Here is a 23,452-nt window from a genome sequence, read left to right on the forward strand (position 1 = left end):
CCAAGCTTGGTTAATTTTTCATTTTTTCGCCACGTTTTGCGCCCGGCGCCAGAGAAGCGGAGCGAGGGGCCGCACGCGGCGTCCTGCTCCGGCTATTGATTTCAAGGCGGCACGACATCCGGCTCCGAAGACGAAACCGGGAGACCGCGTCATTTTCTCCCCACCGCCTCCTCCAGCAATTGGCGAACGGCCGCCGGATCGCGCGGAAAGCCCGCCCTTATCCACTTGGCCTGGAGCGCTTTCAAAACGGCGCCCAATTCCCGGCCTGGCGCGACGCCGCGGGCGATGAGATCCGCGCCCTTGATCGGAAAGGCGGGGGCGGGGGTCTCCTCGAGATATCTCGCCGCCTCGGTCCATTGTGGATCGTCCGCCGGGGCGCGGCTTTCAGCGAAAGCGAGGGCGAGCGCGTCGCGGGCGGCGCGCGAGCCGCACAGAAACAGCATTTCGCGCAGATGCGACGCGGGCGGCGGATCGTCCGCCCCATGCAGCGCGGCGAGCGTTCGCGCGGCGGCGGCGAGACGCGCATGTTCGTCGTTGGAAAGGCGCAACCGATCGCGCATCCGGTCCGCGTCTTCGACGGTGAGCACGGAGAAGGCGGCGAGCCGCAGCACCGGGTCCGGCCTCCTGCGACGAACGCCCTCGAAGGCTGCGAGGCGCTCAAGCCGCGCCGGATAGCCCATGCCGAGAATGACTTCGATGATCCCCGCCTGCGACATGGCGCGCATGATCTCGGGCGCGCGGCGGGCGGGGAGAAGCTTCAGCAACTCGGCGCGGATTCGCTCGCGCGACAGACGCGCCAGATTTTCGCGCGCGACGATCGACTCGTGCAGACCGTCGTGGTCGAACGCGCCTTCGCCGTGCGAGGCGTTGAAGCGGAAGAAGCGCAGGACGCGCAGATAATCCTCACGGATGCGCGTCGCCGCGTCGCCGATGAAGCGGATGCGCTTGTCGGCAATGTCCCTCAGGCCGCCCGTGTAATCGTGCAGCTTGCCGTCCGGCGAGAGCGACAGCGCGTTGACGGTGAAATCGCGGCGCCGCGCGTCCTGCTCGAAATCGCCGCCGAAGCGCACCACCGCGTAGCGCCCGTCCGTTTCGACATCCTGCCGCAGCGTCGTCACCTCGAACGGCGTTCCGGCGACGACGATCGTGACCGTTCCATGCTCGATGCCAGTGGGCACGCCCTTCAGTCCCGCCTCCCGCGCCGCCGCGAGAACGGCTTCGGGCAGGGCCGTCGTCGCGAGGTCGATTTCGTGGGGCGGCAGTCCGAACAGCGCGTCGCGCACCGCTCCCCCGACGATCCGCGTTTCGGCGCCGGTTTTCGCCAGCGCCGCGAACAGAGTCGCGAGGCGCGGATCGTCGAGCAACAATTGAGCGGCGTTCATTTGAACGCGCCCGGCACCAGCCGGCCGTTTTCGACATGCGCGGGCACATAGACGCCAGTTTCGACCCCGGTGAGTCCGATCGCGACCATGCCGGCGATGGCGACGAGAAGTCCCGCGATCGTCAAGAGCGACACGACGCGGCCATGCCAGAGTTCCGCGACGAAGGGCCATCGGCGCTGTAGGGCGTGGAACAGCGCATAGGCGGCGAAGGGCGTCAGGAACAGGAGGGCGGTTTCGACGATTGCGCGCCACATGGGCGGAGAGAACCTTTCTTTACGGCCGTCAGCACGTCAGAATGTCTTACCCCAACTCCTTGATGACATGAACCGTTTCGTCCGCCACCGTTTTTTTGGCCTAAAGCGTCGCCAAGTTTAGAGAAAATTTTACACGGTTTCCTTAAGGTCAAGCTCAGGCAGGTTTGTTTTTCTTCGCTGGGAAGCGGTCTTCAATGTCCTTGGAAAGCCAAAATGCGTCAGAAAATTTTCGGGATTTGAACGAAATTATCGAGATTTTGAGGAAAATAAAGGAAATGTTGAAGGGTCACGATCCTGTTTGCCTTTATTTCATTAATATGTGCGAGCTAGCCTTGCTCGAAGAGTTAAAGACTCATGGATCGTCACAGTAGTATAGAGTAAAATTGAATTCTTTTGATTTTTGCAGGCTTATCGTGTGACTCTGAGGGGCAGTGAGGAAGCTTCGATGGATGGGTTTTTAAACCGTGTTATCGATCGAACTATATCCGATACGGAAAGGCTGATGCATCTGGGCGATCTGGATTGGGGAGTTGCGCGTCGCGCGGTGCTGTTCATGATTGGTGATCTTTCGCGCAGCTATCCCTGCTCGAGCGGCCAGATCAAGGAGGCTTTCGAAGCATTTATAGTTCGAAATGACAAAGCGAACGCTGTCGCTGCCTCCGAGGAGGGGGGGCTTTTCGTGAAATTGGTTGACAGGGATTCCAAATTCTCGCTGGTGCCCGCAAGACGCCATGAACGGCGGAAGCCTACTCAGATCGAGGGCGCCGTTCGGATCAACAGCAAAACGTTTGCTGCGAAGATCCTAAATGTCTCCGCCTCGGGCGTCGGAGTTGAGACGTCGATCAAGCCTGAGATTGGCAGTACGATCAGGGTCGGGGACAAAGAGGTCACTGTTGTCCGTCATTTCGACGCTGGCTTTGCCGCGAAATTTCTCTCGGAAATCGAGCCAGAGAGTTTCGACGGCGGCGCGGGCATTTCAAATTCCGACGACTGACCGCGAGCCGCCCATTCCCGTCCGGACCGTCTTCTTTAATCATTGTCCGTCAACCGCTGGGAGCTGCTTACTAGGCCGTGTGGACGAATTGGCGATTGAAGATCGTTTTGGGATTCCCCTGCGGAATCAGGCATGATTCATAGGGCTCCGACTGAGTCGGAGACCGGAAGCCATGTCGACGCGGATGGATGAGGAAGACTGGGCGCATACGCTCGCGGTGTTTCGGGCCTGCCTTCCGCGTCGCGGACGCAAGGCTGAAGACGATCGCCGTTTCCTCGAAGCGCTTCATTTCTTCACGGTCGAAAACGTGCGATGGCGCGCGCTGCCGGAACGGTTCGGCAACTGGAACAGCGTCTGGAAGCGCTTCGACCGGTTGAGCAAGGCCGGCGTGTTCGAAGCCTTCTTGGATGCGCTCGCCTCCATGAGTTCGACGGCGCATCTCATCCAGATGTTCGATTCAACCATCGTGCGCGCGCACGTATCGGCCGCAGGCGCCAAAGGGGGCAAGAAGCGCAGGCGCTCGGGCGTTCGCGCGGCGGGTTCACCACGAAAATCCACGCCAAGTCGGACGCGTCGGGCGACATCATCGCTTTCGATCTGACCGGCGGCGAGGCTGCCGACGCGCCGCATTTCGAAACGCTTCTCGACATCGGCCCCGATATTCAGCCGCGCGCCGCGATTTGCGACAAAGGCTACGACAGCAAGGCCAACCGCGCGGCGGCAAGAGCCCGTGGCATCGCCCCGGTCATTCCCCACAAGGCCAATGAGAAAGACAGGCCGAAGTTCTTCGCCAGGACGCTCTACAAAGCCCGCGCCCGTATCGAGCAGGGCATCGGACGCATCAAACGGTTCAAGCGCGTCGCGCTACGCTGCGAAAAGACAGCCCGAAATTTCCGGTCCATCGTCAGTTTCGCCGCCGGCCTCTGCTTGATCAAATTCGTCCACACGGCCTAGAAGTAGACGTTCCTGAGTTATATTTTGAGGCAGCGTGCGGCTACGCCCAAGATCAGGGCGGGACACCTTACCCAGACATGCAGGACTCGATCATTTTTGACAAGGAAATTGCCGGAGAGAACTATTCTGTATTTTTCTTTGTAGGGAGGCAAGGAAAAGGCGTTAACATAACATTGACTAAGCGACGACCTTCTTTCGAAATTGCGAAAGAGGACGCCGAAGAGTTTGTTAGGCAAGCGTCAAGACCGCAAGCATCTCTTGCAGTCCAAGCTGTCCTGGCACGCGTTTTAGGGTCTGTACCCGATTGAACTGAACGTCGCGCCGTGATTCAAGCTCTTCAGGAGGGCTTGATTCGTGGCGGACAATTTTTGGCTCAGCGATGAGCAATGGGCGGCGATCGAGCCGCATCTTCCGATGGTCCACACCGGGCCCAAGCGCCAGGACGATCGCCGCATCATCAGCGGCATCGTCCATCGGCTGCGCGAGGGCTGCCGATGGCGCGCGCTTCCCGACGAGTATGGGCCGTATACGACGGTCTTCAACCGATACAATCGCTGGAGCCAGCGGGGCCTGTGGCAACGCATATTCTCGGCGCTCGTCGCAAGCGGCGACCCGCCAGCGCTCACCATGATCGACAGTTCGGCGGTCAAGGCGCATCGCTCGGCGAGCGGCGCCAGAAAAGGGGGGCGCAAAATCAAGCCATCGGCCGCTCGCGCGGCGGGCGCACGACGAAAATCCACGCGCTCGTCGACGAAGAAGGACGACCGCACGCCTTCCTGCTGACGGGCGGACGCGTCGCCGACGTCACGGGCGCGGCGACACTGCTCGCCGCGACCGCGCCGAGCGAACAAATGATCGGCGACAAGGGCTACGACGCGGATCATTTGCGCCTCTTCCTGCAAGCACGCGGCACGACGCCGGTCATTCCCAATAAAGTCAACCGCAAGCGCCTCTTTCCGTTCGACGCGGAACTTTACCGCCTGCGCAACGTCATCGAGCGGACGTTCTGCCGGTTGAAGGACTTTCGAGCCATCGCCACACGTTACGACAAAACCGCTCGAAACTTCCTCGCCGGCCTGTGCATCGTTGCCGCCCTCCGCTATTGGATCAATTGAGTCCAGACCCTAAATCCCGGCGCTTGCCTTCATGTTGGACACGCAGGAGCCAGCTTGCGCCCCCGCTCTTGCTCACTTTCAGGAAAAGGCCGTCGCCGTCGCCATAGGTTCCGGGTTTCGCCAACGCTGCCTTAACTTCGTTTGCCGTCAGCTTTCCCATGCCCGCCCCGCACCCCTGGGGCAGCCCTTCCCCACACTTGGGAATTTCCCCACGCCGTTCCCCACATAATAACGTGGTTGCAGGCGTCCGGCAACGAACGGCGGCGGGTTGCTACGGTTAGATTAACCGTTGAAATTCACGGCCTTAAGCGGTTGTGAGCGAATGGCGGTGAACGAGGAATTGGCGGAGAGGGAGGGTCTGGGAGCAAACCGTCTGGGCGGGGCGGGGCGGAGCGGAGGGGAGCGGGATTCTACGGAAAGGCCAAATTTTTGGCGCGCTCGCAGGAATGCGCGGGAGCCCGCCAGGGACTGAGATATCTCGCCGCTACACTCTATTGATTTTGTACGCTGGCGCAGCTGTGCAAACGTAACTCGGCGAGGCTTTCTTCGTAAGCTCCGGCATGGCGAGGTTGGAGCGGGCTGGCGCGCCACGGTCGATCAAGATGGGCAATATGTCTTCGCTATAGCGCTGTCATGGCGATTTCGTTAGCCCATAGCCGGGACCGGGACTTTGCGGGAATTCTGACCATCCGCGTTGTCGGCGCACGCCCGCTCCGGCGGGTTTCAACTCAGATTCGCCTGCCGAAACGAAAGCTTGAACGTCGCCCCTCCGCCGGGCGTGTCCTCGACCCAGATACGGCCGCCGTGCGCGTCCACTATTTCCTTGGCGATGGCGAGGCCAAGGCCTGCGCCGGAGTCGGCTTCGTTCTTGCGCCAGAAAGGTTCGAAGATCGTTTCACGATCGCTAGCGGCGACGCCTTCGCCGTGATCGATCACCGCGACGACGCCATCGTCGATGCGAACGAAGACAGTCCCCCCTTGCGGCTCCGCGCGCACGGCATTGTCGATGAGATTGGTGATTACGCACTCAATCGCGCGGTGGTTGCCGCGCACAAACGCCGTCGCGGGCGCAGCCTCAAATTCGATGAAACGGCGGCGGTCGAGCGCGAGCGGCAGAAAGTCCGAGACGGCCCGCCCAGCCGCTTCGGACAGATTTACACATTGATCGAGCCGCGTCTGACCTTCGCTCAGCCGCCCCGCGACCAGCATTTGCTCGACGATCGAGCGAAGGCGACTCGCATCTCCAAGCAGCTCGCTCCTGAGTTCGGACGCATTGGCGTTTTCCAGCCGCGCACGCATGATTGCGAGTGGGGTCCGCAATTCATGCGCGGCGTTGGCGGCGAAGCGTCTTTGTCGCGCCGCCCAGGCGTCGAGGCGCATCAGCGCTTCATTCACGGCGTCGACAAAAGGCGTTATTTCGACAGGCGCGTCTTCCAAGACCAGTCGTTTGCCTAAAGCGTTCACGCCGATCTGCGTCAATTCGGCGGCGGCGCTGCGCAAAGGCGTCAGCCCCTTTCGCACGGCGAGCCACGCCGTCGCCCCGGAGAGTAATGCGGCGACGATGAGATAGGCCGCATAATTCCAGAAATCCTCTCGCATGCAGAGGAAAATGTCCTCCCATCGGAATTTTGCCCGATAGCTGGCGATCTGAAAACGCCCGTAGGGCGTCCAATACGGTCCCATGAACCCCAGCGTCGGCGAGTCCGGATCGCCCGGCAAGACGAAATGAGAGTGCGTCGGGCTCACTTCTATAATATTCTTGAGCCTGCCGACGAGTTCCGGCGAGGAGCCGGCGACCGGCAGTTTCGTTCTGAAATCGAAGGCCGCATATTTGAATCCCGGGGTTCGTCTTAACTCGGCTTCCAGTTGCGCCGTCGGAACAATATGGACTTCGCCGGCTTCGTCAGCTTTGAGCGAATCAATCACCAGATTGCCGCCGCGAAAAGCGGCGAGTTCGTCCCATGACTGGGTAAATCGCTCAACGCCAGCGAGGCCGAGACCGAGCGTGATTGCCCAGGCAAGAATGAAGGCGGAGATCTGCGCCAAAATGAGAAAGCCGACCGTCCGGCGCGCCAGCGACGGGCCGCGCGTCACGCTCCCGCTCCGCTCTCCCTGGCTTCTCTCAATATGTAGCCGAGAGACCGCGCAGAATAAATTTCGACTTTCGCATCGAGCGCCGCGAGACGTGCGCGCAAACGGGACACAACCGACGTTAACGCATGCTCCTGAACCATCTCTCCATATCCATAGAGTTCGGCGTTCAGCGTCTCGCGCGAGACGACGCAATTGGCTCGTCTGACGAGCGCCTCAAGTAATACGAGTTCGCGATGCGTGAAGAGGACAGGTTCGCCGGCGATGAATACCGCGCGTCGAACAAGATCGAACGACATCGCGCCGATGGCGACCTCAACGGTCGCGCCTCCCTCGCGTTTTCTTAAGTTCGCGCGAATACGCGCGATCATCTCGTCTAGATTGAACGGTTTCGTTAGATAGTCGTCCGCGCCGGCCTCAAGTCCTTCAATTCTGTCGTCGATGGCGTCAAGCGCGGTAAGCATAAGAATTCGTGTCTCCGGCTGCCGCCTGCGGATGCGTGGAACCAGCGAGACGCCGTCGCCGTCGGGCAATCGGCGATCGAGAAGAAAAAGCGCATAGGAGCAATGGTCGAGCGCATGGATTGCGCCCTCGATCGTGCCGACCCGATCGACGTCATAGCCGGCGCGTTCGATTCTCGCTGCGACTTCTCGCGCCAGGCTCCCCTCATCTTCGACCAACAGAATTCGCATGGGCGCCGCTCCCAGCTTGCTTCGCGGACCGGCCGCTCCGGCGTGGGGACGCCCCCGCCGCCTTGCGATTTCATAGCCGAGCGAGCCCAATTGGCAAGCGTGGAAGCCCTTGTCCTTTCACGACCCGGGCCCGCGGATTCCCCGGCCGATGTGGCGCAAAGGCAACAGGCCTGGCTTTTTGCGCGCCGCTTCCGTTTTGCGAGGTTCCCGCGACCTTTCTTCATTATCCCTGCTCGTCAAGTCCCCCACGAACCGGGGAGCAATACCGGCAGGACTGACCCCTTGTCCTGCTTTGGGGACGAGACGTTGAGAGGGACGATGATCGAATCGTGGGGCAAAAGCTGTTGGCGGAGGGCGGCGACGGGTCCGCTCCTCCCCGGCTTCTTTGCCCTGATCCTGCTGTTGCAAGCCCTCGCGGCGCTCGGCGTTTCACATGCGCGTCAAGGCCCGGCGGTCGACGAAGCGCGAGGCGTTTCCTTCAACGTTGACAGGCATTGTGGCGCAGAAGGGCTCTCCGATGAGACCGGGCGGCGCGAAAGCGACGGCGGCGTTCTGTGTTGCCTCTGCTGTCCCGCCTCCGCTGTCGAAGGACTGGCAGCCTCCCGCGCGGCGGGGAGCCTCCCGGCCATTCCGCTTCCAAAGGCGTCCGTTTCCTTTGGCGGGTTATTATACGACACACCCTGCAACCCGCCGAACGGCTGGGCGACATCATGGTCGTCGCAGGCGCCGCCGCTTTTCTCCTGATCGAACCGAGCCAATCCCGGCCGCCGCGTTTGCATCCCGTTCGATCACGTCGGCGTCGACGCCGCGTCAGGAGATTCCATACAATGCACAGCAACCTTTTCGCGCGCGGCGTTTCCGCCTGCGCATTGACCCTCGCGCTCACCTCGCTCGCCGCCGCCCAACAGACCTTGCCGACGATCGAAATCGGCGGCCAGCGCCGCCCGGCGTCGGCAGCGCGCGGCGTCCTCGGATCTGGGTCGAGATCCGCGTCAGGCCCAGCCTTAGGTCCGGCGACGAACGCCCAGAGCCCAGGCAGAAACTCGACCGTCTCGACCGAGCCGAAAAATCCCACAGAAGGCTATGTCGTTCGCGAGGCATCGACCGGAATGAAGGCGGATATCCCTATCAGAGAGACGCCCGTCACGATCAATGTCGTGCCCAAGCAGGCGGTCCGCGATCAGGCGCTTACGACGCTACAAAGCGCGCTAGAAAATGTTCCCGGCGTCCGCTCGAACAATAACGACATCGGGGGGTATCTCTATAAGATACGCGGCTTCAATGTATTCGATACATATCGCAACCAACTCAATCAAGGCGGCGCGAACTTCTTTACTGATCTCGCGAACGTCGAGCGCATCGAAGTGCTTAAGGGACCGGCGTCGATCCTCTATGGCCGCGCCGAGCCCGGCGGCCTCATCAATATCGTGACCAAACAACCGCTATTCACGCCGCGGTATGTTGTGGAGCAGCAGATTCGCAATTACGATCATTATCGCACGCAATGGGACCTGTCGGCTCCGGTGAAAACATTTGAAGGAGTCGCCTACCGCGTCTCCGGCGCATACCAGGACAGTCGCGTCTTTCGGCAGTTCCAGCACGGGCAGCGATTCCTGATCGCGCCGGTCGTGACCTATCAACCGAGCGCCTGGACAGAGTTCACCGCGGATCTCCAATATCTGAGCAACAAGGTCAATGTCCTCACTGGCATTCCGACGCTTCCCAACGCCTCGGCGCCAGCGAACGTTCCACTGTCGCGGTCCTATCAGGAAGGGAACATGCCGCGCGGCGGCACCGACGCGGTCGTTGCGAGCTATGTTTTTCGTCAAAACCTCAACGAGGATTGGAAGATCGTCAATCGCTTCCTTTATTCATCGTTGTGGTTTCAGCAGAGCCTGATTGGGCCGACAGGCTTTTTCGACGATTTGACGCTAGATCGTTTCACGCAAGCTCAAAATATACAGACCGGTACGTTTTCGACGAACCTCAACCTCGAAGGCAAGTTTGAGACGTTCGGCGCCAAGCATAAATTCCTCTTCGGCTTGGATTACCTGAATCTCCTACAAGACTACTATTTTGGCGCCGGGATGACATCATACCCGATTAATGTCTTTGCGCCGATCTATGGAACCGTGCCGCTCCCGGCGTATTACGACGCGCTGATCGGCTCTGGCTTCAAATTCCATTCTTCGACTCTCCAGCGCCAAAAAGGCATGTATGTTCAAGATCTCATCAACGTCCTGGACGACAAGGCGCATATCCTGCTCGGCGTACGCTACGACATCGCTGATGTCACGCCAGGAAGCGTGTCCAGTTGCTGCGCTGGCGACCTTAGCGACTACAGCGCGAGCAAATGGGGAGCGATCGCCGACCGTCTTCGAACCACGTCACGCAAGGACACCGCATGGAGCCCGCGATTCGGCGTCGTTTACGACTTGATCCCGGAAGCCAGCGTTTACGGCAGCTACACGCGGTCGTTCGGTCCCAACAATTCGACCCCTGGTCAAGTTTTTCCTCCGCAAATCGGCGTGCAATGGGAAGTTGGGCTCAAAACGCAGCCTCTACCCGATCTTTCCGCGAATCTCGCGATTTTCCAGCTCACGAGATCTAATCTGACGACGCTGGATTTTTCGACGCCAGATCCGAATGACGTAAAGCTCGCGGGCCTTCAACGAAGCCGCGGCATTGAACTCGATATCATGGGTCGCTTTAATGATCGTTTCGCGGTCCTCGCCAACTACGCCCTCATCGACGCCAAAGTGATCGCCGACAATGCAAGGGACCCGCTAAACCCTTACGGGAGCGGACTCTATCTCAATCATCTCGACAATGTCCCGCGGCACTCCGGCAAGGCATGGCTGACATATGATTTCGGCGATGCAGGCCTTGGTTGGCGCATCGGTGGCGGCGTCACGGCTTCGACCCGCGCGTGGGGCGACATTCAGAACACTTTCCTCATTCCCGGTTGGGCGCAGCTCGACGCGATGGCGAGCTACACGGCGCTGTATGAAGGCCACAAGCTGACCGCCCAGCTCAATCTCAACAACATCACCAATACGAGATACTTCACCGGAACGGACATTTTCTTCTCAGCGCCCACGCGTTTGAGCGCTTTTCCCGCCCAGCCTTTCACCGTCGTGGGCTCGCTGAAATTCGAGTGGTGATATCGCGATTGGGCTGTCTCGTCTCTGCCGAGCACGAGGCAGCCCAACTGTAAATGATTAACCGAGGAGTGCGGTCGATGACTCGCGGTTTATTCGTTTGGCTGCATCGCTGGACCGGGCTTGCGATGGCGGGTTTCCTGATTATCGTCGGACTTACGGGAAGCCTGCTCGCCTTTTATGGCGAACTGAATCATCTGCTGACGCCGGAACTCTATCCTGCGGCGCGGGACGGCGCGGCGCTCGACGCCGCCGCGCTGGCGCGACGCGCCGAAGCGATTGTTCCTGGCGCGCAAACGTCCACCGTCTATTTCGGCTATGACGCGCCCGTCGCCGAGATCGGCATGGAGCCGAAGCCCGGCGCGCCGGCGCTTGATTTCAACACCCTCTATCTTGATCGCTATTCGGGCGAGGAGCTTGGCCGGATGTTCTGGGGCGCGTTTCCGACAAAACGAGCGGGGATCATGCCCTTTGTCTATCAACTACACATGACGCTTGTCGCGGGCGAAATCGGCGCCTGGATTCTCGGCTTTACGGCGCTCGCCTGGACCCTTGATTGTTTCGTCGGCTTCTATTTGACGCTGCCCGCGGCGAGCGAACGTTCGCGGAAAAACTTTCTGGCCCGCTGGAAGCCCGCATGGCTCGTGAAGCTCTCGGGCTCGTTCTATCGCGTCAGCTTCGACTTGCATCGCGCCGGCGGGCTCTGGTTCTGGGTCCTGCTGGTCATTTTTGCGTGGTCGAGCGTCTATATGAATTTGAATGGTTTCTATGCCCGCGCCATGTCTTTTCTCTTCGACTATCAGCCATCGTTCTATCATATGGAGCTCGATGAGCCGCTCGCCGAGGGGGAGCCGATGAGCTGGGAGAAAGCCCTGCAAACCGGCCGGGCGCTCATGGCCGACGAGGCGCGCAACAATGGCTTCAGCGTCGAGCGGGAAATATCGCTATATGCCGTCAAGGACAAGGGCGCTTGGGAATATCGGGTGCGCTCATCGCGCGACATCGGCGACAAATACGGTCAGACATCGGTCTGGTTCGACATAGCAAACGGCGAATTACGCCAGATAAGTCTTCCCACCGGCGGCCGCGCCGGGAATACGATCACCACATGGATATACGAACTGCATAAGGCGAATCTCTTTGGTCTTCCCTACCGCATCTTCGTCTGCCTCCTCGGCCTCATCATCACGATGCTCTCCGCGACCGGCGTTTACATTTGGTGGAAGAAGCGGGCCGCGCGCGGGTCGCATCAGCTTCGTAAGTCGACGGCGTCCACCACGATAGAAACGACCTCATGAGCGTATCCGAGAGGAATGCCCAATGTCGAATCATGAAAGCCTCCCCTGTAAGATTGAGCGTCTGCGGCGCGCGTTGCCGGTCTCGGCCCATCCGCGTTCCGGGCTCTTTCTCGAGTTGCGTAGTAGAGGCGCTTGCGGCAGCGGCGCGCCACGGCTTACGGTCGTCGACATTTTCGACATGGGCGCCGCCGGGGGTGGATTGATGTGCCGTTTTGTCGTCGGTGATCAGGACTCGCGCAGCTTTGTCGCACCGCTGTCGCAGATCGCGCTGGACCGCCGTCATATGTTGGCGCAAGCTGTCGCCATGCATTGCCGTGCGCGGCGCGCCGGGGCGGCGTGAAGGGCTGCCCGCTTATCTCTGTGCTCGCCGTCGTTGTGTCCGGCGCGACGGCCTTTGCCGGGGAGTGGCGGGAGATCGAACGAAAGGAGAAGGCAGCCTCGGAGCGCCACGCGCGCAATCTCGTACCGCGCACGAAGCGCCAGGCGCCTCTCAGGGTTCCGCTCAGGCCCTCAGATACGGCGCCGCAGGTCGGCCCTATGCGTGAGGATCCTCCGGCGCCGCGCGCTCAGACGCTGGGGCGCGACCAGAGCGGCGTCTATGTCAACGCGCCGGCGACGAACTCGGCCTATTCGCCAAGCTTCGTCATGCGCGGCTTTCCGGCGGGGGTGACGCTTTTCGACGGCGCCTCGCACGGCTTCACCGCCCAGGACGTCGATCTCTCCACCATCGACCACGTCGAGTTCTTCAAGGGGCCCAGCGCCATGCTATTCGGCAAGGCGCTCGGCGGCTATGGCGGCGCAGCGAATTACATCCGAAAGGCCCCGACGCAGGAGACTTTCGCGCGCGCCGTTTCGACCCTCGCCAGTTTCGCCGTGCGGCGTTTCACCGTCGACGTCAATACGCCGCTCAATAACGACAAGAGCCTGCTGTTTCGCTTCACCGGCTCGGCGCAGAGCCTGGGGAGCTTTGTCGATTTCGTAGGCTCGCGCAGTTTCGACATAGCCCCCATGCTCGCCTATACGGCGGATAACGGCGACAGAGCCAGCTTGCGCGCCGAGCACAACGGCGCCCGGCTCGTCTGGCGCGATGGCGTTCCCGCCGATCCGATCTTCCTGCACGTCCCGCGCGAGTTCTATGCCGGCCTGCCCGCCAATGAGCATGAAACCCCGATCTTCGACGATCTCACCTTCACCTATGAGCACGCCTTCAACAAGGACTGGAACATCACCACGGTCGTCGATTATTTTCTCTCCGCGAGCCGCTGGGGCTGGTTCACCGGCTGGGGCTATGACGGCTTCCAGTCGGTCGTCCTCGGCAATCCGGCCCGCGCGCGCGTCGCCAATCGCAGTTTCGACGCGCAATTGCGCCTCAACGGCCGCTTCGACACAGGGCTCCTCTCTCACACGGTCTTTCTCGGACTTGAACATTGGGATTTCTATTACGGCTATAACAACGATATCGCCCGCGATGAGGCGGCGCCGGTCAACATTTTCTTCCCCGTCTATTCGCCGGGCGTCAATTACGCCGGCGCCTATTGGTCGAATGGCGTCGCGCGCGCGATCAGCCGTTCGGTCTACGGCCAGGACCTCATCGATCTGAACGAGAACTGGCGCATTCTGATCGGCGGGCGTTACGATCTTCTCGCCCAGCGCGAGCGCGTCTTCGATCCCTTCGGCGCGCTGACCGGCGAGCCGACATCGAGCTTAAGCAAGGGGAGAAAGGGCTATTTTTCGCCGCGCGCCGGCATTCTCTATCGGCCGAACGAGGAGACGCAGCTCTTCGCCGCTTACGGCAAATCGCTGATCCCAAACACCGGCGTGCGCATCCAAAGCGGCGAGGCGCCGCCGCCGCAGCAGGACACGCAATATGAGATCGGCTTCAGGCGCGAATTTCTCGACCGCAAGATGAGTTTCGAAGTCGGTCTCTTCGACATCACGCGCGACAATGTCGCCATTCCCAATCCGGCCAATCCATCCGGCTTCTATTCCGTCGTCACCGGCCAGCAGCATAGCCACGGGATCGAGGTCAATCTCGGCGGCGAAATCTTGCCGAACCTGAAAATCAACGCCGTCGCCACCTTCCTGCACGCGCTCGTCTCGAAGGACGACAACATCCCCTCGCAGCAGGGCAGCGATCTTTTGGGCGCGCCGCGCCGAGTCTACAACCTCTCCGCCAATTACACATTCGACTCGGGCGACCTCAAGGGCCTCGAACTCGGCGCCAGCTACTACTACGCCAGTCGCCTCGAGGCGACGTTGCCCAACACCTATGGCTTCACCCTTGCGCCCCAGCAGATGCTCGGCGCCTCGCTCGCCTATAGCTTCAACGATAATCTCAAGCTCGAAATCAACGCGACCAACCTCACCAATCGCCCGAACTGGACCTCGAACGGCGCTCTTTTCCATGGCGAGCCGCGCGGTTTCAGCGTGAGCCTGAGCGGCGGATTTTGAGGCCAAGTCCGTCAAGCTCGCGCGCCGTCCTTTGACGCTCGCAGCAGCAGGCGCCACGCCCGTGGGGCGACAACTGGGTTGGCGCGATCCGTGGAAGCCGCCTGTGAGAGGGGATGGGCGGCCGAACTCGCGAAGAACAATATCGAAATCAGCGCTAAGCTCGGGGGAGCTCGCATGTCGATTGATAGCAGCGACTGTTGAATGGCTGCAACAGTCGAGAAGTTTCATCGCAACCCATATGGACGCTTCTAAAAACTGGCGCACGAGCGGCGTTTCTGATTCCCTGTGGTGGAAGGGATTGGAGACGAGTCGATGCGCGGACAGCCTGGATTTTTTGATGTCGACGAACGGTTGAAGCGCCTGAGCGGGCTCGGCGATCATCTCGAGTCCTTTGCGGCGGCGGTGGATTTCGAGATGTTCCGCGCCGATCTCGTCGCGGCGCTTGGCTATTCCGCGGGGTCGCAGGGCGGCCGCCCGCCGTTCGATCCGGTGATGATGTTCAAAATCCTCGTCATCGCGGCGATGGACAATTTGTCGGACGAGCGCACCGAATTTCTGATCAACGACCGCATGTCGTTCATGCGCTTCCTGGGGCTCTCGCTCGCCGACCGCGTTCCGGATGCGCGTACGATCTGGCTGTTCCGGGAGAAGCTGACCAAGGCGGGCGCGATTGAACCCTTGTTCGCGCGCTTCGACGCGGCGCTGCGGGCGTCGGGCTTCATCGCCATGTCCGGGCAGATTGTGGACGCAACGCTTGTCGCCGCCCCGCGGCAGCGCAACACGCAAGAGGAAAAGGAGGCGGTCAAAGACGGCCGCATTCCCGAGAACTGGAAAGCCAATCCCGCCAAGCTGCGGCAGAAGGACCGCGACGCGCGCTGGACGGTGAAGTTCACCAAGGCGAAGACGAAGGAGGACGGCTCGACGCCGCCCTGCGATATCGCAATCCCCCTGTTTGGCTACCAGAACCATGTCTCGATCGACCGCGGCTTCGGCTTCATCCGCACATGGCAGGCGACCGACGCCGCGGCTTACGAGGGCGCGCGATTGCGGGAAGGCTTGCTCGACAAGACCAACACGGCGTCGAGCGTCTGGGCCGATACGGCCTATCGTTCGGCGGCCAATGAGACGTTCATGGAGAAGAACGGCTTCGTCAGCCGCGTTCATCGCAAGAAGCCCAAGGGCAGGCCGATGCCGGACGCCGTTCGCCGCGCCAACGCGGAAAAATCGAAAGTTCGCTCGCGCGTCGAGCATGTCTTCGCAGAGCAGAAGGATCGAATGAGGCTCTGAGCTATGGCCGAATGTGGGTGACGGGCGCTGATCAAGCGGCGTGGCTTTCTCTGGCGTCGCTGCTTGCGACGCCGTCGACGAATCTGACGCCTTCGATGAGCCGAGGCAACTGATTTGCGCCTTTCAATCTGCGCCAGGTTTTTGACGCCGCTCGAATGAGGGTGAAGACCATGATCTTCACCGTCTTCTGGGACAGAGCGCCCTTGGTGCGCACCGTCCGATGCCGGACGGTGGCGAAGACGCTCTCGATTGGATTGGACGTTCGCAGGTGATCCCAGTGTTCGGCGGGGAAGTCGTAGAACGCCAGCAATGCTTCTTCATCCTTGGTCAGGCAGGCGACGGCCGGCGCGTATTTGGTCCCGTATTTTTCGTTGAAGAGGTTTATCGCCGCGCGCGCCGCCGCCTTGGTTTCTGAGTGATGGATCTCCTGCAGGTCGGCCTTGACCGCCGCCGCCATGGACTTCGGGAACTTGCCGAGAATATTGGAGATCTTGTGGAACCAGCATCGCTGACGCCGCGCGGCTGGATAAATCTCGTCCATTGCTTTCCAGAACCCCAAAGCGCCATCGGCAACCGCAAGTTCGGGGGAGATTGTCAGGCCCCGCGCCTTGAGATCGACAAGCAACTCACGCCAGCTTTGCGCGCTTTCCCGGGCGCCCACATGAAAGCCGAGAAGCTCCTTTTTGCCTTCGGGCGTGGCGCCGATGATGACAAGAATGCATTCCGCTTCCGGCTCCATCCGCGCCTGTAGATAGACGCCGTCCGCCCAGATGTAGACATAGCGGCGAGCCGAGAGATCCCGACGTTGCCAGCGACCATGCTCCTCCCGCCAAGCCTCGATCAGACGAGCGATCACGCCCGGCGATAGGTTCGGGGCCTCTGGGCCGAGAAGGGCCGTCAGCGCCTCCTGAAGGTCGCCCATCGAGACGCCCCGCAGATAAAGAACCGGCAACAAGGCGTCGAGGCTGCGCGACCGGCGCGCCCATCTGGGCAGAATGTTCGAACTGAAGCGAACTTTCGCCGACGCCGGCGCATCGGCGGCGCGATCCCGGACCTTTTGCCGCTGAACGGTTATCGGCCCGATCCCGGTCTGGATGACCCGTTCTGGCCCGACGCCATGCCGCACAACATGTTGGCGGCCATCAGGCAGCCGCTCGGGTCCCGTCGCGAAGGTGGTTGGAATTTGGTTGGCGTAGTCTCCGGGTTGCCTAACCCAAACGATTCCAGCGTTGGAGCGCTGGAAAGGAGACCACGCCGTGACGAAGAATACCATGAAGACGGCGGCTGTCGCCGCCGACATTCTGCTTTTCGACGATTGGGCCGACGCGATCGAGGACGCGGTCCGCGCTCGGGTTCGCGGGTTCATCGAGGCGATGCTGGAGGAAGAGCTGGCGGACGTCCTAGCGCGGCCGCGTTATGGACGACGCAAGCCGAGCGGCCCGGACGAACCGACGCCCACCGTTGGCTGCCGCCACGGCCGTCGCAACCGGACGCTGACCGGAACCTTCGGCAAGACCGAGATTTCCGTTCCACGCGCCCGCCTCCTGGGCGAGGACGGCAAGACACGTGAATGGAAGAGCAAATCGTTGCCGGCTTACCAGCGTCGCACCAAGGCCGCCGACGCCTTGATCGCCGGCGGTTATCTCGCCGGAACCAATACGCGCCGGGTGCGCCGGGCGTTGAAGGCGGTTTTCAACGGCGCCATCGGCAAGGACGTCGTCAGCCGGACGTGGCGGAGGGTGAAAGGCGACTGGGACCTCTGGAACAGGCGTCCGCTTGGCGAAGAGCCGATCATCCGGCTCATTCTCGACGGAACCGTCGTGCGCGTGCGGCTGGACAAGAGGGCGACCTCCATCTCGTTGCTCATGGCGCTCGGCGTGCGCGCCGACGGCCAAAAGGTTCTGCTCGCGGTCAAGAATATGGGTGGCGAGAGCGAGGCCGCCTGGCGGGCGCTGCTCGACGATCTCGTCGCGCGCGGTTTGAAGACACCGGAACTCGTCATCGTCGACGGCGCGCCGGGGCTCGAGAAGGCGCTGGCGGCGTTATGGACCGATGTCGCCGTCCAGCGTTGCACGGTTCACAAACATCGCAATCTGCTGGCCCATGCGCCCGAACGGCTGCATGAGGAAATCTCGAACGACTACAAGGACATGATCTACGCCTCGACGAAACAGGAGGTCGAGGCGAAACGCAAGGCGTTCATCCGCAAATGGCGCCTCAAATGCCGCGCCGTCGCCGACAGTCTGGAGGAGGCCGGCGACAAGCTCTTCACTTTCACGCGCTTTCCGCCAAGCCAGTGGCGCTCGATCCGAACCTCGAACGCCATCGAGAGGCTGCATGAAGAGTTCAAACGTCGGATCAAGACGCAGACCGTCTTGCCCTGCGCGGAGACCGCCGCAATGTTGTTCTGGGCGCTGTTGGCGTCGGGTCAGATCACCATGCGAAAGGTCGACGGTTGGGAGAGCCTCGCCGAAAAACCAGTCGATCAGATCATTGACCTCGCGGCATGATCGGATAGCATCATGGCGCACGGAGATGCGTCAGCAAATTCCAACACAATTGGCGACGGGACCGCCGCTCGTGGGAAAACATCTCGACGAAACTGTCCGCTTCAGCCTTCAGCGCGGCCAAAAGCATGCGTTGTGCGCCTTCTCGGGCAATCTCCGTCAGGGGATCGGAGATCAGACCCCGCTGCCGGAGATGGATGATCGTGCTATCTTCTTCCATGGCGTATCGCTCCTTTGGAGGAGCTGGCAGGATTCAGCACCCCCCACGATACGCCGCCTTTTCAGGCCCAATCACCCATTTTCAGTCATAGCTCTGAGGCTCTTCATCCGCACCATTGGCATCGCCAGAGCCAGAGTGAAAATCGGCATGGCGAACCTCGTCTACAACTTCAAGCGGCTGGTCTTCCTGCAACGAACCGCCACCGCCTGATCCCGGCGTGTGGGCGCCGCGCGCCTTCAGGCGCGCCTCGCCCACCAACAGCACGCATTCCGCAGATGAATAGCCGCCTCACCGCGGTCAACACTGCAAAACGCCGCGTTGATAGAAGTGTCCAGATTGCGGTTCTGGCAAACGGCTCGGAGGTAAAAGCTCGCAATGCCAAGTGTCTTCGCGCCAACTTCGGAGTTCCAGCAGTAGAAGCCGCGAAAGAAGAGATCGGGTGAGCCGTCCGGCAATCGGCCGGCTTCAATCGGATTGAGATCGTCGACCAGAAACAGAAACACGTCGCGGTCGGAGGCGTAGAGCGTCGTCGTGTCTCGCGTGATGTCGACATGGGGGTTGTAAATTCCGGTCGACCAGTCGAGCACGCCCGGCACCTTCCAGCGCGTATCGCCCGTGCCATTGCCCGCAATGCGCTGCACCGCGGATACAAGTTCGTGATCGTAAATCCGGCCGTAATCTGGACCGGTTACGGCGCGCAGCTCGACGCGCCTGTCTTCGATCTCCAGCGTCTTGATCTGCTCTGCGCGGTGCGAGGTCAGGCCATATTGCAGATTGATGCCGGCGAGCGGCGCCGGCAGCTGACGAAGATAGGTCGCCGGCGCGCCGACGAGGCTTGGTAACCGCTGTTATCAGGCCACGTCTTCGAGAGCGACCGGCTGCGCGTAGGCCCAGGGCATGAGCTCGTCGAGTTTGCTCGCGAGATGGCCATTGATGATCTTCACGAGAACGTCGGCCAAATAGGCCTGCGGATCGACGCCATTGAGCTTGCAGGTCTCGATGAGCGAGGCGACGATCGCCCAATTCTCTGCGCCGCCGTCTGAGCCCGCGAAAAGCGCGTTCTTGCGATTGAGGGCAATGGGGCGGATGGCGCGCTCGACGATGTTGGAGTCGATCTCGATGCGCCCGTCGTCGATGAAGCGCGCCAGGCCGTCCCAACGCGAGAGCGCGTAGCGGATCGCCTCGGCGAGCCTGGTCTTCTGGCTGATCAGCGCGAGCTTTTCACGCAGCCATGGCTCGAGGGCGTCGAGGATCGGGCGGGATTTCTCCTGTCGCGCCGCGCGCCGGTCATCCGGGTTCTGCGCGCGGACGTCGCTCTCGATGGCGTAGAGCGCGCCGATGCGTTCGAGCGCCTCGCTGGCGATCGGCGCAGGACCTGCCGCGGCGAGTTCGTAAAAGCGCCGGCGGACATGGGACCAGCAGAAGGCCAGCGCCACGCTGTTCTTGTGCGCCAGCGCGCGATAGCCAGCGTAACCGTCGACCTGCACGACGCCCGTGAAGCCAGCGAGATGCGCGAGCGGCTGCTCGGACTTTCGGTTTTGCGCATAGACATAGACGGCGATCGGCGGATCGGCGCCGCCCCATGGCCGGTCGTCGCGGGCATAGGCCCAAAGTTGGCCGGTTTTCGTGCGGCCCCGCCCGGGGTCGAGCACCGGCGCCGTCGTCTCGTCGGCGAAGATTTTCGTCGACGACCGGATGTGTTCCAGAAGCCGCTCATGAACGGGCCGCAAATGCCAGGCGGCGCGGCCAACCCAGTCGGCGAGCGTCGAACGGTCGAGGGCGATCCCCTGTCGGGCGTAGATCTGCGCCTGGCGATAAAGCGGCAAGTGATCGGCATATTTGGAGACGAGCACATGGGCGATTGCCGCCTCGGTCGGCAGTCCACCCTCGATCAGCCGCGGCGGGGCCGGCGCCTGCACGATTGCGCCCTCGCAGGCGCGGCAGGCGTATTTGGGACGCCGCGTCACCAGCACCCGGAACTGCGCCGGGACGATGTCGAGCCGCTCGGAGACGTCTTCGCCGATCTTGTGCAGCAGTCCCTTGCAGCAGGGGCAGGCGTAGTCCTCGACATCGACGACGGTCTCGATGCGCGGCAGATGCGCCGGCAGCGCGCCTCGGTTCGTGCGGCGCTTTCTGGACGCCTTCTCGCGTTCGGCGGCGGACTTGGCTTCCCCCTCCGCCGCTGCGCCGGCTTCCGTCTGCTCGACCTCTTCGAGCGCCAGCAGCATCTGGTCATCGGGAAGCGTCTCTGCGCGCCGTCCGAAGCGATGACGCTGCATCTCCTTGATGATCTGAACGAGGCGCTCGTTGCGCGCCCGCTCGGCGAGGAGCATCGCCTTCAGTTCATTCGGATCGTCGGGAAGCGTCTCGACCGCCTGCGCCATAGACACAGAAGACCATATTTTCTGCGGTCTTTCGACGCTCTTCGACGCCCTGATTCATTGTGTCGCAGATCATCCCGCCAAGGCCGGCGCCGGCGTCTCCTTCACGCTGTGGACGCGCCGCCAGTCCAGCCCCTCCAGCAGCGCCGAAAATTGCGCCGCCGACAACCGCATCACCCCGTCTTCGATCTTCGGCCAGCGGAACTCGCCATCCTCCAGCCGCTTGGCGAAGAGGCACACGCCCGTGCCGTCCCAGAAGACCAGCTTGATGCGGTCCGTCCGTTTCGCGCGAAAGACGTAGATCGCGCCGTCGAAGGGATCGCACTGCATCGTCTCGCGCACCAGCGCCGCGAGACCCTCTGCGCCCTTGCGGAAGTCGACAGGCTTCGTCGCCACCATCACGCGCACCGCGCCCGTCGGGCCGATCATTTGGCGACTTTCAACGCCCGGATCACCGCAGCGATGGTCTTCGCTTGCGCGCCGCGTCCGACCCGAACCGTAACGCCGTCAATTTCAAGTTCGATCGTCGGCGTCGAACCAATTTCCTGGTCGACGGCGCGGCGTTTGCGCTTCGCCGGCGGCGCGGGCGCAGGCCCTTGCATGATTGCCGGAACAAACAATGGCGGCGCGCCTGCGTCCGCGCGAGCCTCGGTCTCTTTGCGCGCCTGACGACGCCACGTAAAAAGCTGCTGCGCCGTCAGACCGTGCCGCCGCGCCACTTCACAAACGCTCGCGTCCTCCGCAAAGCTCTCAGCGACGATCGCCGCCTTCTGATCGGAGCCCCACGTTCTCCGGCGTCCCGCGCCCGTGAAAACCTCGATCCGCCGCATCGGAGCTGCTTCAGGCTCCGACATATGCTTACGCTCTGAAATCGACATGTGTCGGAGCCCCTTTCGCTCCGATTATCGTCGCCCCAACTCATTCAAAACAGGTGCGAGCAGAACAGCGCTTACGAGGCTTGCGAGCTGGCCGAAGCTCCAATGCGTCGGCGCGATGGGGGCGTCCAAGCCTGGGAGCATCAGCGCGAGCCGCTCGGAATCGTCGCGGCTTGCCCCGACACGGATCGCGGCGCTCTCAACCGTCCGCGTCCGGCTGCGCTCGGTCCGGCCGCGCACGGCCGCGAACAGTTCCGACAACGACAGATAGCGCTCATCCGACGGGCGTGAAAACCACTCCGATGATACGCGGCCGATCCGCCCGCCTCGGCTCGCATCCACCTTGTAGCCGGTCTCGGCGCCGCGCGCGGCATCCAGAATCTCAACCTGGGTCATGGGGCTTCTCCATGACGGGCGCCCGGGAGCCTCTCTCTCGGTCCTCAACCCGTCGCGAATACGCCGATTTCCTCTGACTTTCGTCAGTCCCGATACTGCAACGCCTTTCTTCCGGCCAACAGTTCCCACGATTTCGTGGATGCCCGAGACAACCGCAGCAAATCTCAAGTGCGAGTTATCTTGTCGAGGTTGCGTTCCCTTTTAAGGCAGACAAATTCCGAGAAATTTAGCGTCGATCGAAAAGCCAGAGTGCGTGTCGCTTGAACTTATCTTGGATTGCGCACGATACCAGGACTTGAAATCTCCCGTGAAGAGGAAGCTCTCGACGCTGCGTCTGTCGCGGGCGCCACATTCGATGGTCACAATCACCTGATCCCCTGCGTGCGCGACCGATGGACGGGCGCAGTCTGCAGCCTGAGGTCCGATGATACTGTCTCCTTCAGCGATACAGACGTCGTGAGATTGCATGCCGATCTCGGGAGAAACCGTGATGATCCGCCACAAACCTGGTGCTCTCTTTGGCAGCTCTGACGACAATGTATCCGCCAAGATCGATCCTCGTGGTAACGTTGTGCCGACGAGAGCCATAGTGGCCGCAAGGAGGCGCCTGCAGGAAGGTGCGATAATCATGATCTCGGACTGAACGTGTCAATTCTGCTTGTCGCATAGCGATCTGGTCGAGTGGCTGCAAAGACGATTTCCGATTTTTCCCATGGACAGGTGAAACTCTCCCGTTGCGAGCGTTCGCAGCCGATGGTCATTGTCCTGCTCCAGACATTCGTCAGCGAGAGGGCTCATGTCGCTTCGGCTCGGGCTATCCGTTACATTGGCGTGTGTTCTCTGTCTCGTAGGCAGGGCGTGTTTCGCCTCCGATCTAACGCGGGCACAGATCGAGCGGCGACTGACGCAGGGCAAGGACGCCGCTGCCGACTTTTCCAATCTCGATCTTTCCGGCGCGGATCTTTCCGGTCTCGATCTGCACAGCCCCGACTTCTTTTCATCCAAACTTGCGGGCGCCAAATTGAAGGGCGCTCGCCTTGCGTCCACGAATTTCACGCGCAGCGACGTGCAAAACGCGGACTTTTCCGGCGCCGATATGACGCGCGCGCGGATTATCGGTGGCGGGCGCGGCGTGAAATTCGTCAAGGCGAAACTCATCGACGCCGATCTTGGAGCCGACCCCGCCAATCAGGGAATGGTTCCCGTGCGCGCCGAACTTCCGGAAGCGAGTTTCGACGGCGCCGATCTGACGCGCACCAATCTCACCCATGCGGTGCTGAACGCCACCAACTCTACCGCCGCAATCGTTACGGGCGCGCGCTTCGATTACGCGGTGCTCGACGGCTCCAACTTGACGCTGACGCGATAGCTCCCGGGGAGCTTGCCGGTCTTTC

20 protein-coding genes and 4 pseudogenes are annotated in these 23,452 nt (G+C 61.6%); 12 read left to right on the top strand and 12 right to left on the bottom strand.

Going from position 1 to position 23,452, the window contains the following annotated elements; genetic code table 11:
• Positions 1-149 precede the first annotated feature (149 nt).
• A complete protein-coding gene (locus tag ACV959_RS08545; protein WP_475739453.1) occupies positions 150-1,382 on the bottom strand; it encodes a CCA tRNA nucleotidyltransferase in 1,233 nt (410 codons plus the stop codon).
• Positions 1,379-1,636 carry a DUF6111 family protein gene (locus ACV959_RS08550; protein ID WP_475739455.1) on the bottom strand — a complete coding sequence of 86 codons (258 nt, stop codon included), beginning with the start codon at positions 1,634-1,636 and terminating at the stop codon, positions 1,379-1,381. Before ACV959_RS08550 ends, ACV959_RS08545 begins: the two co-directional genes overlap by 4 nt.
• A gap of 502 nt (positions 1,637-2,138) precedes the next feature.
• Here ACV959_RS08550 and ACV959_RS08555 point away from each other — a divergent pair.
• The 4 genes and pseudogenes from ACV959_RS08555 to ACV959_RS08570 all read left to right on the top strand — a co-directional run bounded on the left by ACV959_RS08555 (position 2,139) and on the right by ACV959_RS08570 (position 4,699).
• Complete coding sequence (locus tag ACV959_RS08555; RefSeq protein ID WP_475739457.1) at positions 2,139-2,630, top strand: PilZ domain-containing protein; 492 nt, start codon at positions 2,139-2,141, stop codon at positions 2,628-2,630.
• 184 nt (positions 2,631-2,814) lie between these two features.
• Positions 2,815-2,973: pseudogene (locus ACV959_RS08560) on the top strand (hypothetical protein); the annotation flags it as partial.
• A complete protein-coding gene (locus ACV959_RS08565) occupies positions 2,943-3,584 on the top strand; it encodes an IS5 family transposase (RefSeq protein ID WP_475739458.1) in 642 nt (213 codons plus the stop codon). The pseudogene ACV959_RS08560 and the gene ACV959_RS08565, both read left to right, overlap by 31 nt.
• A 414-nt stretch (positions 3,585-3,998) precedes the next feature.
• A protein-coding gene (locus ACV959_RS08570; RefSeq protein ID WP_475739620.1) for an IS5 family transposase occupies positions 3,999-4,699 on the top strand; the annotation gives its coding sequence in 2 pieces (ribosomal slippage) (positions 3,999-4,259 and positions 4,262-4,699; 699 coding nt in all).
• Here the strand turns inward: ACV959_RS08570 and ACV959_RS08575 are convergent.
• From ACV959_RS08575 to ACV959_RS08585, 3 genes are all read right to left on the bottom strand, one after another.
• Positions 4,692-4,859 carry an Arm DNA-binding domain-containing protein gene (locus ACV959_RS08575; protein ID WP_475739460.1) on the bottom strand — a complete coding sequence of 56 codons (168 nt, stop codon included), beginning with the start codon at positions 4,857-4,859 and terminating at the stop codon, positions 4,692-4,694. The genes ACV959_RS08570 and ACV959_RS08575 overlap by 8 nt on opposite strands.
• Positions 4,860-5,422: 563 nt before the next feature.
• Positions 5,423-6,793, bottom strand: coding sequence for a sensor histidine kinase (locus ACV959_RS08580; RefSeq protein WP_475739461.1), 1,371 nt, complete (start codon positions 6,791-6,793; stop codon positions 5,423-5,425).
• Entirely contained in the window at positions 6,790-7,482 is a 693-nt protein-coding gene (locus ACV959_RS08585; RefSeq protein ID WP_475739462.1) for a response regulator transcription factor, read from the bottom strand. The genes ACV959_RS08580 and ACV959_RS08585 overlap by 4 nt, the downstream gene beginning before the upstream one ends.
• 827 nt (positions 7,483-8,309) lie before the next feature.
• On the opposite strand from ACV959_RS08585, the gene ACV959_RS08590 reads away from it, so the two are divergent.
• The 5 genes and pseudogenes from ACV959_RS08590 to ACV959_RS08610 form a co-directional block, all read left to right on the top strand.
• A complete protein-coding gene (locus tag ACV959_RS08590) occupies positions 8,310-10,646 on the top strand; it encodes a TonB-dependent siderophore receptor (protein WP_475739463.1) in 2,337 nt (778 codons plus the stop codon).
• A gap of 77 nt (positions 10,647-10,723) precedes the next feature.
• On the top strand, positions 10,724-11,941 hold the full coding sequence (locus tag ACV959_RS08595; RefSeq protein WP_475739464.1) for a PepSY-associated TM helix domain-containing protein: 1,218 nt from the start codon (positions 10,724-10,726) through the stop codon (positions 11,939-11,941).
• A gap of 22 nt (positions 11,942-11,963) precedes the next feature.
• Positions 11,964-12,281, top strand: coding sequence for a hypothetical protein (locus ACV959_RS08600; protein ID WP_475739465.1), 318 nt, complete (start codon positions 11,964-11,966; stop codon positions 12,279-12,281).
• A gap of 197 nt (positions 12,282-12,478) precedes the next feature.
• Positions 12,479-14,392, top strand: a complete 1,914-nt coding sequence (locus tag ACV959_RS08605; protein WP_475739466.1) for a TonB-dependent receptor — start codon at positions 12,479-12,481, stop codon at positions 14,390-14,392.
• A gap of 312 nt (positions 14,393-14,704) precedes the next feature.
• Positions 14,705-15,676: pseudogene (locus ACV959_RS08610) on the top strand (transposase); the annotation flags it as partial.
• Between the two features lie 34 nt (positions 15,677-15,710).
• Here the strand turns inward: ACV959_RS08610 and ACV959_RS08615 are convergent.
• Entirely contained in the window at positions 15,711-16,952 is a 1,242-nt protein-coding gene (locus ACV959_RS08615; RefSeq protein WP_475739621.1) for an IS256 family transposase, read from the bottom strand.
• Here ACV959_RS08615 and ACV959_RS08620 point away from each other — a divergent pair.
• Positions 16,951-18,189 carry an IS256 family transposase gene (locus tag ACV959_RS08620; protein WP_475739622.1) on the top strand — a complete coding sequence of 413 codons (1,239 nt, stop codon included), beginning with the start codon at positions 16,951-16,953 and terminating at the stop codon, positions 18,187-18,189. The genes ACV959_RS08615 and ACV959_RS08620 overlap by 2 nt on opposite strands.
• Before the next feature lie 25 nt (positions 18,190-18,214).
• Positions 18,215-18,616 carry a hypothetical protein gene (locus ACV959_RS08625; RefSeq protein ID WP_475739740.1) on the top strand — a complete coding sequence of 134 codons (402 nt, stop codon included), beginning with the start codon at positions 18,215-18,217 and terminating at the stop codon, positions 18,614-18,616.
• Positions 18,617-18,738: 122 nt separating this feature from the next.
• Here ACV959_RS08625 and ACV959_RS08630 read toward each other — a convergent pair.
• From ACV959_RS08630 to ACV959_RS08655, 6 genes and pseudogenes are all read right to left on the bottom strand, one after another.
• A pseudogene (locus ACV959_RS08630) lies at positions 18,739-19,251 on the bottom strand (DUF932 domain-containing protein); the annotation flags it as partial.
• A gap of 6 nt (positions 19,252-19,257) precedes the next feature.
• Complete coding sequence (gene tnpC / locus ACV959_RS08635; RefSeq protein ID WP_475736307.1) at positions 19,258-20,790, bottom strand: IS66 family transposase; 1,533 nt, start codon at positions 20,788-20,790, stop codon at positions 19,258-19,260.
• A gap of 69 nt (positions 20,791-20,859) precedes the next feature.
• Positions 20,860-21,216, bottom strand: a complete 357-nt coding sequence (gene tnpB / locus ACV959_RS08640; protein WP_475736306.1) for an IS66 family insertion sequence element accessory protein TnpB — start codon at positions 21,214-21,216, stop codon at positions 20,860-20,862.
• Positions 21,213-21,665 (bottom strand): IS66-like element accessory protein TnpA, encoded by a 453-nt coding sequence (gene tnpA / locus ACV959_RS08645; RefSeq protein WP_475736305.1) that lies wholly within the window; start codon positions 21,663-21,665, stop codon positions 21,213-21,215. The genes tnpB and tnpA overlap by 4 nt, the downstream gene beginning before the upstream one ends.
• 66 nt (positions 21,666-21,731) lie before the next feature.
• Positions 21,732-22,058, bottom strand: a pseudogene (locus tag ACV959_RS08650) (DUF932 domain-containing protein); the annotation flags it as partial.
• A gap of 201 nt (positions 22,059-22,259) precedes the next feature.
• Positions 22,260-22,607: a DUF3617 domain-containing protein gene (locus tag ACV959_RS08655; RefSeq protein ID WP_475739467.1), complete on the bottom strand. Its 348-nt coding sequence runs from the start codon at positions 22,605-22,607 to the stop codon at positions 22,260-22,262.
• Between the two features lie 247 nt (positions 22,608-22,854).
• Between ACV959_RS08655 and ACV959_RS08660 the strand changes: the two genes are divergently transcribed.
• The gene (locus tag ACV959_RS08660) at positions 22,855-23,427 is read left to right on the top strand and encodes a pentapeptide repeat-containing protein (RefSeq protein ID WP_475739468.1); all 573 of its coding nucleotides are present in this window, start codon (positions 22,855-22,857) and stop codon (positions 23,425-23,427) included.
• Positions 23,428-23,452 lie beyond the last annotated feature (25 nt).

Source organism: Methylocystis sp. Se48 (assembly GCF_056269425.1).

Bases quoted from the DNA above. Each gene is read 5' to 3' on its own strand.
- ACV959_RS08625 (WP_475739740.1), top strand. From the start codon at position 18,215: ATGCGTCAGCAAATTCCAACACAATTGGCGACGGGACCGCCGCTCGTG.
- tnpC (WP_475736307.1), bottom strand. From the start codon at position 20,790: ATGGCGCAGGCGGTCGAGACGCTTCCCGACGATCCGAATGAACTGAAG.
- ACV959_RS08575 (WP_475739460.1), bottom strand. From the start codon at position 4,859: ATGGGAAAGCTGACGGCAAACGAAGTTAAGGCAGCGTTGGCGAAACCC.
- ACV959_RS08620 (WP_475739622.1), top strand. From the start codon at position 16,951: ATGAAGACGGCGGCTGTCGCCGCCGACATTCTGCTTTTCGACGATTGG.
- ACV959_RS08615 (WP_475739621.1), bottom strand. From the start codon at position 16,952: ATGGTATTCTTCGTCACGGCGTGGTCTCCTTTCCAGCGCTCCAACGCT.
- ACV959_RS08590 (WP_475739463.1), top strand. From the start codon at position 8,310: ATGCACAGCAACCTTTTCGCGCGCGGCGTTTCCGCCTGCGCATTGACC.
- ACV959_RS08550 (WP_475739455.1), bottom strand. From the start codon at position 1,636: ATGTGGCGCGCAATCGTCGAAACCGCCCTCCTGTTCCTGACGCCCTTC.
- ACV959_RS08585 (WP_475739462.1), bottom strand. From the start codon at position 7,482: ATGCGAATTCTGTTGGTCGAAGATGAGGGGAGCCTGGCGCGAGAAGTC.
- ACV959_RS08555 (WP_475739457.1), top strand. From the start codon at position 2,139: ATGCATCTGGGCGATCTGGATTGGGGAGTTGCGCGTCGCGCGGTGCTG.
- ACV959_RS08605 (WP_475739466.1), top strand. From the start codon at position 12,479: ATGCGTGAGGATCCTCCGGCGCCGCGCGCTCAGACGCTGGGGCGCGAC.
- tnpB (WP_475736306.1), bottom strand. From the start codon at position 21,216: ATGATCGGCCCGACGGGCGCGGTGCGCGTGATGGTGGCGACGAAGCCT.
- tnpA (WP_475736305.1), bottom strand. From the start codon at position 21,665: ATGTCGATTTCAGAGCGTAAGCATATGTCGGAGCCTGAAGCAGCTCCG.
- ACV959_RS08545 (WP_475739453.1), bottom strand. From the start codon at position 1,382: ATGAACGCCGCTCAATTGTTGCTCGACGATCCGCGCCTCGCGACTCTG.
- ACV959_RS08600 (WP_475739465.1), top strand. From the start codon at position 11,964: ATGTCGAATCATGAAAGCCTCCCCTGTAAGATTGAGCGTCTGCGGCGC.
- ACV959_RS08565 (WP_475739458.1), top strand. From the start codon at position 2,943: ATGGCGCGCGCTGCCGGAACGGTTCGGCAACTGGAACAGCGTCTGGAA.
- ACV959_RS08595 (WP_475739464.1), top strand. From the start codon at position 10,724: ATGACTCGCGGTTTATTCGTTTGGCTGCATCGCTGGACCGGGCTTGCG.
- ACV959_RS08660 (WP_475739468.1), top strand. From the start codon at position 22,855: ATGTCGCTTCGGCTCGGGCTATCCGTTACATTGGCGTGTGTTCTCTGT.